The following is a 10,573-nucleotide window of genomic DNA, read 5'->3' on the forward strand; positions in this document are numbered from 1 at the left end:
TCCGGGGGGCCCGAAGGGCGGGGGCAGAGCCCCCTCGACGCCCGACGGCGGGCACTTCCGGGGCGGGTCAGACGGCGCGGCAGCGCGCGGCCGGCGGGGGCTCGATGCCCCCGCCGGCCGCTTCCCCCTCACTCCGCCGGGATCGCGCCCGCCTCGTCGGACAGGGGCGCGGGCAGGTGCCGCAGCATCTCGGTCGGGCAGACCTGCACGAAGTTGCGCAGCTCCGCCTCCCAGTCCGCCAGCAGGGCGGCGGCCTTCTTCGACCCCGTCTCCTGCGCATGGCGCGCGACCAGCCCGCGCAGCTGCGTCTCCCAATGGGCGACCCCGACGGAGCAGGTGACCAGCGTCTCCATGTTCATCAGCGGCGCCGCACGGCCCTCGGGGTCGTAGAGATAGGCCATCCCCCCGGTCATGCCCGCGCCGAAATTGGCGCCGATCTCGCCCAGGATGACGGCCACCCCGCCGGTCATGTACTCGCAGCCGTTCGACCCGCAGCCCTCGACCACGACCGACGCGCCCGAGTTGCGGACCGCGAACCGCTCCCCGGCGCGGCCCGCCGCGAAGAGGAACCCGTCCGTCGCGCCATAGAGGACCGTGTTGCCGATGATGACGTTGTCGTCGGCCTTGAGCGGCGAGGCCATGGGCGGGCGCACCACGATGGTGCCGCCCGACAGGCCCTTGCCGACATAGTCGTTGGCATCGCCCGAGACCTCGATCTTCAGCCCCGGCGCCGCGAAGGCCCCCAGCGACTGCCCGGCCGAGCCCTGAAGCTTGACATGCAGGTGATCGGGCTGAAGCCCGTTCCGCATCCCGAACTTCGACACGATATGCGACGAGACGCGGGTGCCGACCGTCCGGTGCACGTTCTGCACGGCATAGCTCAGCTGCATCTTCTCGCCGTCGTTCAGGAAGCGCGCGGCGTCCTTGACGATCTGCGCGTCCAGCGTCTCGGGGACCGGGTTGCGCGGCTTGTCGCGGTCGAACTTGATCCGGTCGGCCCCGTCCACCGTGATCAGCAGCGGGTTCAGGTCCAGGTCGTCCAGATGCGCCGACCCGCGGCTGACCTGCGTCAGCAGGTCCGCCCGCCCGATCACCTCGTCCAGCGACCGCGCCCCGATCTCGGCCAGGATCTCCCGCACCTCGGTGGCGTAGAAGCCGATCAGGTTCACGACCTTGTCGGCGGTGCCGGTGAACTTGGCGCGCAGCGCCGGGTCCTGGGTGCAGACGCCCACCGGACAGGTGTTCGACTGGCACTGGCGGACCATGATGCAGCCCATCGCGATCAGGGCGGCGGTGCCGATGCCGTATTCCTCGGCCCCCATCATCGCCGCCATGACGATGTCGCGGCCCGTGCGCAGGCCGCCATCCGTGCGCAGCGTAACGCGGCTGCGCAGGTTGTTCATCGCCAGCACCTGATGCGCCTCGGTCAGGCCCATCTCCCAGGGCAGGCCCGCATACTTGATGGAGGTCGCCGGCGAGGCCCCGGTGCCGCCATTGTGGCCCGAGATCAGGATGACGTCGGCCTTGGCCTTCGCCACCCCCGCCGCGATGGTGCCGACACCCGAGGAGGCGACCAGCTTCACCGTCACCTTGGCCCGCGGGTTGATCTGCTTGAGGTCGTAGATCAGCTGCGCGAGGTCCTCGATCGAATAGATGTCGTGATGCGGCGGCGGCGAGATCAGCGTCACGCCCGGCGTCGAATGGCGCAGCCGCGCGATCAGCGCGGTGACCTTCATGCCGGGCAGCTGGCCGCCCTCGCCGGGTTTCGCGCCCTGCGCGACCTTGATCTCCAGCTCCTCGCAATGGTTCAGGTATTCGGCGGTCACGCCGAAGCGGCCCGACGCCACCTGCTTGATCTTGGCCGAGGGGTTGTCGCCATTGGGCTCCGGCACGAAATGCGCCGGGTCCTCGCCGCCCTCGCCGCTGTCCGACTTCGCCCCGATCCGGTTCATCGCCACGTTCAGCAGCTTGTGCGCCTCGGGCGACAGCGCGCCCAGCGACATGCCCGGCGTGACGAAGCGCTTGCGGATCGCGGTGATCGACTCGACCTCCTCCAGCGGGATCGGCTTGCCCAGCGGCTTGATCGCCAGCAGGTCGCGCAGATGGATCGGCGGGTTCGACTGCATCGCCGTCGAGAACTGCTTCCAGATCTCGTAGCTGCCCCGGTCGCAGGCCGCCTGCAGCATGTGCATGGTCTGCGCTTCCCAGGCGTGCTTTTCGCCCGTGCGCCTGGCCTTGTAGAAGCCGCCGATGGGCAGGACGTTGGTCGCCCGCGACCGCCACCCGGCGGCGTGGACCTGCTCGACCTTGCGCTGCAACCCGTTGACGCCGATGCCCGAGATCCGGCTCAGCATGCCGGGGAAGTATTCCGCGACCATGGCGCGGCTCAGGCCGACCGCCTCGAAGTTGAGACCCCCGCGATAGGAGGAGATGACCGAGATCCCCATCTTCGCCATGATCTTCAGAAGACCTGCGTCGATGGCCTGCCGGTAGCGGGCGACCGCCTCGGTCAGGGTGCAGTCCAGCAGGCCCTTCTCGATCCGGTCTGCCAGGCTGTCCTGTGCCAGATAGGCGTTCACCGTGGTCGCGCCGCAGCCGACCAGCACCGCGAAGTAATGCGGGTCGATGCATTCGGCCGAGCGCACGTTGAGCGAGCAGAAGGTCCGAAGCCCCTTGCGCGTCAGCCAGCTATGCACCGCGCTGGTGGCGAGGATCATCGGCATCGGCACCTTGTCGGGGTCCTGGAAGCGGTCCGTCAGCACGATATGCCCCGCGCCCGAACGGACGGCATCCTCCGCCTCCGCCCGGATGCGCTCCAGGTTGTCGCGCAGCATGCCCAGGGCCCCGCCCGCCGGGAAGGTGCAGTCGATCGTGGTGACCGAATCCTCGAAATGCTCGAACATCGCCTGGAACTGGGCATTGCCGACGAAGGGGCTGTCGAGCACCAGGATCTCGGTCTGCGACCCGTCCTCGTCGAGCACGTTCTTGAGGTTCCCGAACCGGGTCTTCAGGCTCATCACCCGGAACTCCCGCAGGGAGTCGATGGGCGGGTTCGTCACCTGGCTGAAGCTCTGCCGGAAGAAATGGCTGAGCGGCCGGTACTTCTCCGACAGCACGGCCGAGGGCGTGTCGTCGCCCATCGAGGCCAGGACCTCCTTGCCGTCCTCGGCCATGGGGGCAAGGATCTGCTCCAGCTCCTCGACGGAGTAGCCCGCCGCGATCTGGCGCTTGCGCAGCTCGGCCCCGGAATGGACCGCATGCTCGCTGACGCCCTGCGTGACCTCCTCCAGGTCGGTGATCCGCTCGACCCATTCGCCGAAGGGCCGCTCGGCCGCCAGCTGGTCCTTGAGTTCGGAATCGTGCAGCAGCCGCCCCTTCTCCATGTCGACGGCGATCATCTGCCCCGGGCCCAGCGCGCCCTTCTCGACCACGCTGGCCTCGTCCACCGGCACCATTCCGGACTCGCTGCCCGCGATCAGCAGCCCGTCGCCGGTCACGATATAGCGCATCGGCCGCAGCCCGTTGCGGTCGAGCCCGGCGCAGACCCAGCGCCCGTCGGTCATCGCCAGCGCGGCCGGCCCGTCCCAGGGCTCCATCACCGCGTTGCAATAGGCATACATGTCGCGCCAGGCGTCCGGCAGTTCGACCGCCTGTTGCGACCAGCTTTCCGGCACCAGCATCGTCTTCGCCATCGGCGCGGACCGGCCCGCCCGCACCAGCACCTCGAACACCGAATCCAGCGCCGCGGAATCGCTCGCGCCCTGCGGGATGATCGGCTTGATGTCCGACGCCTGCTCCCCGAACGTCGCCGAGGCCATCCGGATCTCGTGCGACTTCATCCAGTTGATGTTGCCCTTCAGCGTGTTGATCTCGCCGTTATGGGCCAGCATCCGGAACGGCTGGGCCAGCCACCATTGCGGAAAGGTGTTGGTGGAATAGCGCTGGTGGTAGATCGCGAAGGCGCTCTGGAAGCGCTCGTCCTTCAGGTCGGGATAGAACTCCGCCACCTGTTCGGCCAGCATCATGCCCTTGTAGATGATCGACCGGCACGACAGCGAGGCGAGGTACAGCCCCTGCACCTGCGCCGCGATGGCGGCCTTCTCGATCCGGCGGCGGATGACGTAGAGGTCGCGCTCGAAGGCCTCCTCGCCCTTGCCGTGAGTGTCGGAGATCAGGATCTGCTCGATCTCGGGCCGCGTCGCGTTGGCCTTCTCGCCCAGCACGTCGATGTTCACCGGGACGTGGCGCCAGCCGTAGATGTAGTAGCCCATCCGCAGGACCTCGGTCTCGACGATGGTCCGGCAGGCCTCCTGCTTGCTGAAGTCGTTCCTCGGCAGGAAGATCTGGCCCACGGCCAGCAACTGCCCCTTGTGCGGCTCGTGCCCGGTGCGGCGGACCTGGTCGGCGAAGAAGTCGACGGGGATCTGGACGTGGATGCCGGCGCCGTCGCCGGTCTTGCCGTCGGCATCGACGGCGCCCCGGTGCCAGATCGCCTTCAGCGCGTCGATCCCGGCCTGCACCACCCGGCGCGACCGCGTGCCGTCGATCGAGACGACCAGCCCCACCCCGCAGGAGGAATGCTCCGCTTCCTCCCGGTAGAGGCTGGTCTCGGACATCCGCGCGCGCAGCTCGACCTGCTCGCGTTCCCAGTCGGTGAAGTAATGCGTCATGTCTCAGCCCTCCAGATGGTCGAGCGCGGCGCGATAGGCGCCGGCAGGGTCGGTTTCGGCGATGGTGGCCTCGCCCGTGCGGACGGCCTCCATGAAGGCCTCGAGGCCCGTGTCGAAGGCGATCCGGTCGAACGGCCCGTCCGTCATGTCGCGGGTGCATTCCGCCAGCGCGGCCTCGGTCATCGCAAGGTGACCGAGCGTCGCGGCCCCCTCCTCCATCGCGACCATCTGGACATGCATGATCATCAAGTCATGCGGGTCCATGTCGCGGCCGGCCAGCTCGCTCAGCAGGTCGGTGCGCCCGACGACCGCCAGCACGTCCGGGCCATCGGCGGCAGGGCAGCGATAGGTCTCGCCGATCTGCTGGGCGATGGCGGGGGTGGCGGCCAGCGCCGTCAGCAGCGCGCAGATCGACAGGGATCGCGTCATGGCTTGTCTCCTTCGACGAACTTGTTTCCGGCCTCGTATTCGGAGGCGGTGGACCGCCGGTGGTCCCCCGCAAGCCGCGCATAGGCCGGGGCCCGGTCGGCATAGATCTCGGACACGAGCGGGAAGGACGCGGCCTCCGGGAACAGCCCGGGGACAAGCTCGTAGGGCTCGTCCTCGCCGTCGTCCCGGAACCACAGATGGCTGCCGCAGGTGGGGCAGAAGGCCCGCGTCGCGAAATCCGAGGACCGGTATTCCGCGACCGCGCCCGTCACCGTGACCGATGCCGCCGGGGCCTTGAAGCAGCCGAACATCATGCCCGACCAGATCTGGCACATGCGGCAATGGCAGGCGCCGACCGTCTCCTTGTGGGGGCCTTCCACGGTGATCGTCACCGCGCGGCAGAGGCAGCGCCCGATCATGCCGCCGCCGCCCCGAAACGGGCATAGACCTTCTCGGCCCGCGCCTTGCGTCCCCGGATCAGCGCCGCGACCGCCTCGCCCAGCAGCCCCGCCTCCTTCAGCGCGCGCGCCACGTTGTGACGGGCCGCGGGCAGGACGTAGGGATGCACCCGCTTGTGCTCCGGCAGCAGCGACAGATGCGCGACGTCCATCGCGCAGCCGCCGCCCGCCGTGACGTAGTATTGCGCGCCCGTGGCTTCCATCGTCGCGCCCAGGTCACGCACCGGGGGCCGGGCCACGCGCGGCCAGCGGTCGTCGTCCAGCACCTCGCGGTCCAGCGTCACCTGCGGCGCGAAGGCGATGGCCCGCTTGCAGCGCACGTCGCGCGGCAGCAGCAGCGCGCCGAAGCCCCCCATCGAGGTGCCCAGACTGACCGTCTCCCGCACTGCCCGCTCCCGCACCAGTGACTTGACCGCCCCGACGATCCGCGCCCAGAGGCCGGGCGCCGAGTACCAGCTGCCGCGCCGGTCGGTGACGAACAGCACGTTGTTCTCGCCCCGCTCGCCCGCGCTGCCGGCGAATTCATCGAGCGGCGTGCCGCCGAAGCCCGCGCGCAGGCCGGTGAAGACGACGACCAGCCGCGGCGCCCGGCCGGGCAGCCACCGCAGCGTCAGCTCCTCGTCGCGGAGCAGGGTCTCGACCCGGATCGTCATGGGACCGCTCAGCCCGCCACCGGGTCAGCAGGGCTGACCCGTTGCGCGCCGCGCAGGGCGGCGACGTCCGACGCCGGTCCGACGCGGATCACCCGTGGATCACCCGCGCGGCGCAGGCAGGCCGCAGGGCGGGGCTCCCCGTGCCATCCGCCCCGTGCATGGCTGAAGGACCGCATCGGACCTATTCCGCCGCGACGGAGGCCGAGGCCGCCGCGAAACGGTCGAGGATGGCGTCCGCCGCCTCGCGCCCATCGCGGATCGCCCAGACCACCAGCGAGGCGCCCCGCACGATGTCGCCCACCGCATAGACTCCGTCCAGCGCGGTCTCGTGGGTGCGGAAATCGGCCTTGATCGTGCCCCAGCGCGTCACCTCCAGCTCGGGCTTCGCCCAGAGCGTCGGCAGCTCCTCCGGCTCGAAGCCCAGTGCCTTGATGACGAGGTCGGCGCGCTCGACATAATCGGCGCCCGCGATCACCTCGGGCTTCTGCCGGCCTGTCGCGTCCGGCGCGCCCAGCTTCATGCGGCGCACCTTCACGCCATTGACGGCGACGGAATGGCTATGCGCGGTGGACCCCTGGGCGATGTCGACCACCGGCCCGCCCGCCTGGTGCGCCGCCGCACCGGCCTCGAAACCGGCAGGGGCGGTCAGCCAGATGAACTCGACGCCCTCCTCCTCGGCATTCTCGACCTCCCGCTGGGACCCGGGCATGTTGGCCCGGTCGCGGCGGTAGAGGCACTTCACGCTGGTCGCGCCCTGCCGGATCGCCGTGCGCACGCAGTCCATCGCGGTGTCGCCGCCGCCGATGACGACGACGCGCTTGCCCTCGGCCGACAGCGCGCCCGAGTCGAACTCCGGCACGACATCGCCGAAGCTCTTGCGATTCGAGGCGGTCAGGTAGTCGATGGCGCGCACGATGCCGTCCGCGTCATGGTTGTCCCCGTCCAGCTCGCGCGACTTGTAGACGCCGGTCGCGACGATGACGGCATCGTGCTTGGCGCGGATCTCGTCGAAGGTGATGTCGCGGCCGACCTCGCAGTTGAGCACGAACTCGACGCCGCCCTCCTCCAGCTGCGCGTTGCGGCGCATGACCACGTCCTTCTCCAGCTTGAAGCCGGGGATGCCGTAGACCATCAACCCGCCGCCGCGGTCGTAGCGGTCGTAGACCGTGACCTGGACGCCCTCGCGGCGCAGCCGGTCCGCGGCAGCCAGCCCGCCCGGCCCCGCGCCGATGATGCCGACGCTTTCGGGGCTTTCCGCATAGGGGCGGATCGGCTCGACCCAGCCGTTGTCGAAGGCGGTGTCGACGATGTATTTCTCGACCGCGCCGATGGTGACGGTGCCGTGGCCCGACTTCTCGATGACGCAGTTGCCTTCGCACAGCCGGTCCTGCGGGCAGATGCGGCCGCAGATCTCGGGGAAGGTGTTGGTCAGCTGCGCGACCTCGTAGGCTTCCTGCAACCGGCCCTCGGCGGTCAGGCGCAGCCAGTCGGGGATGTTGTTGTGCAGCGGGCAATGGCTCTGGCAATAGGGCACGCCGCACTGGGAGCAGCGTCCCGCTTGCTCGGCGGCGCGCTCTGCGGCGAACTCGCGATAGATCTCGCCGAAATCCTCGGTCCGATCGTCGGCGTCCCGCTTCTCCGGCGTCTGCCGGCCGAGCGTCACGAAACGAAGCATCTTGTTCGAGGCCATGAGAAAGACTCCTGCGAAGCGGGCGAGCCCTTCCGTTACACAAGGCGGAAAGGAAATGAAAGTCAGCAGTGCTGACCTATTTGCGGATTTTTCCGCCCGGATGGGTCGGGTCGCCGTGACACTTCCATGAATAAAGGTCCGATCCGGTCCTTTGCCGCGCCTTCCCCTCGCCACAGCCTGAAAGCACAGTACCGCAAACAGGCGAATCGAGCAAACCATGCCCCTCTGGCACCTCCTTGTCCTGGCCGCGCTGCAGGGCGTGACCGAGTTCCTGCCCGTGTCCTCCTCCGGGCACCTGATCCTTCTGCCCGCGCTAACGGGGCTCGCGGACCAGGGCACCTTCCTCGACGTGGCCGTGCATGTCGGCACGCTGGGCGCGGTCGTTCTCTATTTCCGCGCGGACGTGGCCGCCGCCCTCCGCGGGACCGTCGGATTGTTTCGCATGCGAAGCGGCCCGGACGAGCGGCTGGCCCTCGGCCTCGCCATCGCGACCGTGCCGGTGATCATCGCGGGCCTCGTCATCAGCCTGACCATCGGGACCGAGGCGCTGCGCTCGGTCGCCCTGATCGGCTGGACGACGCTCCTCTTCGGGCTGCTGCTGTGGTGGTGCGACCAGAAGGGCGCGCAGGTGAAGACCGTCGCGGACTGGACGCCGATGCAGGCGGTCAAGTTCGGCCTCTGGCAGGCCATCGCCCTGATCCCGGGCACCTCGCGCTCGGGCATCGTCATCACCGGCGCCCGCGCGATGGGCTACGAAAGGCGCGAGGCCGCGCGCCTGTCGATGCTGATGTCGATCCCGACGATCCTCGCCTCGGGCGCGCTGCTGTCGCTCGAGGCGATGGAGGATGCCTCGGGCGCGCTCGCCCGCGACGGCGCCATCGCCGCCCTGTTTGCCTTCGGCGCGGCGTTCGCGGCGCTCCACCTGATGATGAAGCTGCTGAACTCGGTCGATTTCACGCCTTACGTCTGGTACCGCATGGTGCTGGGCATCGGCCTGCTGGTCTATGCCTACGGCTACGCGGGAACGTGACGCGGGGCCATGCGATGCGCGCGGCCGCAAGGCCGAGCATCATCGGCGCCGACACCGCGAAGAGGGCCTTCCAGACCGGCCCTTCCGTCAGATCGCCCCCGTGTCCCGCCATGCCGCTCCCCCGCCTCGGTCGGCAGGCAACCCAGCGCGGGGACGGGCGGTTTTTACGTGCGCAGGTTGCGGGCGGATTCCTTGATCTCCGCATACTGGCCGGAGGGGCGGAAGCGCCAGAGATAGTCCTCCAGCACCAGCTCCATCGCCACCGGCTCCAGCCCCAGCGCCTCGAAGCCGGGATGGTTCCCGGTGACGACGTTGTCGCGGGCGAGGTTGCGGACCTGGTCCAGCGTCAGGACGCTGTTGTGGAACAGCCCGAAGCTGACCTTCTGGAGAAGGTCGAAGCCCCAGCCCATCACCTTGGCGGCGAAGAACGGCACCGGCACGATCAGCGCGCGGCGCCGGATCTCGCGCAGCATGACCTGCATCAGCTCCCGGAAACTGGCGGTCTCGGGGCCGCCCAGCTCGTAGATGCCGGGCGCCGCACGGCCCTTCAGCGCGACCTCGGCGGCGGCGGCGACGTCGTCGACATAGACCGGCTGGAACCGGGTGTTCGGCCCGACCACCGGCAGCATCGGCGCAAGTCGCGCCATCCCGGCGAAGCGGTTGAAGAACTCGTCCTCGGGCCCGAACACGATCGAGGGCCGCAGGATCACCGCCTCGGGCATGTGACGCAGCACGGCGGCCTCGCCCTCGGCCTTGGTGCGGGCATAGTCGCTCGCGCTGCCGGCATCGGCGCCGATGGCGCTGATCTGGACCATACGGCCGATCCCGCGCGCGGCGGCGATGCGGGCGATCCGCTCCGCCCCCTCGGCCTGAATGGTGTCGAAGCGGTTCTTCCCCGCCTCGGCGAGGATGCCGACGCAGTTGACGACGGCATCGGCGCCCATCAGCGCGGCCTCGACCGAGGCATCGTCGCGGATGTTGGCGAAAAGCGGCTCCACCTGGCCCACCGAGCCGTACATGCGGACGAAATGCGCCTCGTTCGGGCGCCGCACGGCGACCCGCACGCGCCATCCGGCCTTGGCCATGCGCCGCGCGATATAGCGCCCGACGAAGCCTGAACCGCCGAAGATCGTGACGAGTTGCTGCATGGATAGCCTCCTGTCGGTCGGGTCTTGCGATACTCCTCCCAAGCCTCTGTCACAAGGGGACGCTTTTTCGCATCCGGGGGGATTGACGCCGCCCGGGGCCGGATATACCCACCGCGCACCGTGGATGCCCAGGTGGCGGAATTGGTAGACGCGCTGGCTTCAGGTGCCAGTTCTCGCAAGGGAGTGGAAGTTCGAGTCTTCTCCTGGGCACCACGGGTTGACGTCTACTGCCCTGTTTTCTCGTGATACCCGAGCATTACGCCCCCCTGCCGACACACATATCGGCACGCATGGGGGACATTTCGGATGGCAGTCATGGTCAAGCTAAAGCATGTCGATCAGCTCGCGAGCGGGCGCAGGCGGTTTCGACGCCGTGAGCTACTCCCCAGAAATCGGACAGTGACGGAAGCTGCGATGTGACGTTTGCTGGTCTCCAAGAACGAGGAGATCAGGAATGCGGAAACGCAGGAATCATGACGCGGGCTTCAAGGCGCG

At 69.0% G+C, this 10,573-nt stretch carries 7 protein-coding genes and 1 tRNA gene; 2 read left to right on the forward strand and 6 right to left on the reverse strand.

Going from position 1 to position 10,573, the window contains the following annotated elements:
- Positions 1-128: 128 nt before the first annotated feature.
- From gltB to DR046_RS11840, 5 genes are all read right to left on the reverse strand, one after another.
- Positions 129-4,670, reverse strand: a complete 4,542-nt coding sequence (gene gltB / locus DR046_RS11820; protein WP_115382586.1) for a glutamate synthase large subunit — start codon at positions 4,668-4,670, stop codon at positions 129-131.
- Positions 4,671-4,673: 3 nt separating this feature from the next.
- Positions 4,674-5,099 (reverse strand): hypothetical protein, encoded by a 426-nt coding sequence (locus tag DR046_RS11825; protein WP_115382587.1) that lies wholly within the window; start codon positions 5,097-5,099, stop codon positions 4,674-4,676.
- The gene (locus DR046_RS11830) at positions 5,096-5,518 is read right to left on the reverse strand and encodes a GFA family protein (RefSeq protein ID WP_115382588.1); all 423 of its coding nucleotides are present in this window, start codon (positions 5,516-5,518) and stop codon (positions 5,096-5,098) included. The genes DR046_RS11825 and DR046_RS11830 overlap by 4 nt, the downstream gene beginning before the upstream one ends.
- Positions 5,515-6,210 carry a hypothetical protein gene (locus tag DR046_RS11835; protein ID WP_115382589.1) on the reverse strand — a complete coding sequence of 232 codons (696 nt, stop codon included), beginning with the start codon at positions 6,208-6,210 and terminating at the stop codon, positions 5,515-5,517. Before DR046_RS11835 ends, DR046_RS11830 begins: the two co-directional genes overlap by 4 nt.
- A 181-nt stretch (positions 6,211-6,391) precedes the next feature.
- The gene (locus tag DR046_RS11840) at positions 6,392-7,900 is read right to left on the reverse strand and encodes an NAD(P)-dependent oxidoreductase (protein WP_115382590.1); all 1,509 of its coding nucleotides are present in this window, start codon (positions 7,898-7,900) and stop codon (positions 6,392-6,394) included.
- A gap of 217 nt (positions 7,901-8,117) precedes the next feature.
- On the opposite strand from DR046_RS11840, the gene DR046_RS11845 reads away from it, so the two are divergent.
- A complete protein-coding gene (locus DR046_RS11845; protein ID WP_115382591.1) occupies positions 8,118-8,930 on the forward strand; it encodes an undecaprenyl-diphosphate phosphatase in 813 nt (270 codons plus the stop codon).
- A 164-nt stretch (positions 8,931-9,094) separates the two neighbouring features.
- Here DR046_RS11845 and DR046_RS11850 read toward each other — a convergent pair whose 3' ends face one another.
- Positions 9,095-10,078 (reverse strand): complex I NDUFA9 subunit family protein, encoded by a 984-nt coding sequence (locus DR046_RS11850; protein ID WP_115382592.1) that lies wholly within the window; start codon positions 10,076-10,078, stop codon positions 9,095-9,097.
- 126 nt (positions 10,079-10,204) lie between these two features.
- Here DR046_RS11850 and DR046_RS11855 point away from each other — a divergent pair.
- A tRNA-Leu gene (locus tag DR046_RS11855) sits at positions 10,205-10,291 on the forward strand.
- Positions 10,292-10,573: the final 282 nt, after the last annotated feature.

Source organism: Jannaschia formosa, assembly GCF_003340555.1.
Lineage (GTDB): Bacteria > Pseudomonadota > Alphaproteobacteria > Rhodobacterales > Rhodobacteraceae > Jannaschia > Jannaschia formosa.

Bases quoted from the DNA above. Each gene is read 5' to 3' on its own strand.
- DR046_RS11845 (WP_115382591.1), top strand. From the start codon at position 8,118: ATGCCCCTCTGGCACCTCCTTGTCCTGGCCGCGCTGCAGGGCGTGACC.
- DR046_RS11830 (WP_115382588.1), bottom strand. From the start codon at position 5,518: ATGATCGGGCGCTGCCTCTGCCGCGCGGTGACGATCACCGTGGAAGGC.
- DR046_RS11850 (WP_115382592.1), bottom strand. From the start codon at position 10,078: ATGCAGCAACTCGTCACGATCTTCGGCGGTTCAGGCTTCGTCGGGCGC.
- gltB (WP_115382586.1), bottom strand. From the start codon at position 4,670: ATGACGCATTACTTCACCGACTGGGAACGCGAGCAGGTCGAGCTGCGC.
- DR046_RS11835 (WP_115382589.1), bottom strand. From the start codon at position 6,210: ATGACGATCCGGGTCGAGACCCTGCTCCGCGACGAGGAGCTGACGCTG.
- DR046_RS11825 (WP_115382587.1), bottom strand. From the start codon at position 5,099: ATGACGCGATCCCTGTCGATCTGCGCGCTGCTGACGGCGCTGGCCGCC.
- DR046_RS11840 (WP_115382590.1), bottom strand. From the start codon at position 7,900: ATGGCCTCGAACAAGATGCTTCGTTTCGTGACGCTCGGCCGGCAGACG.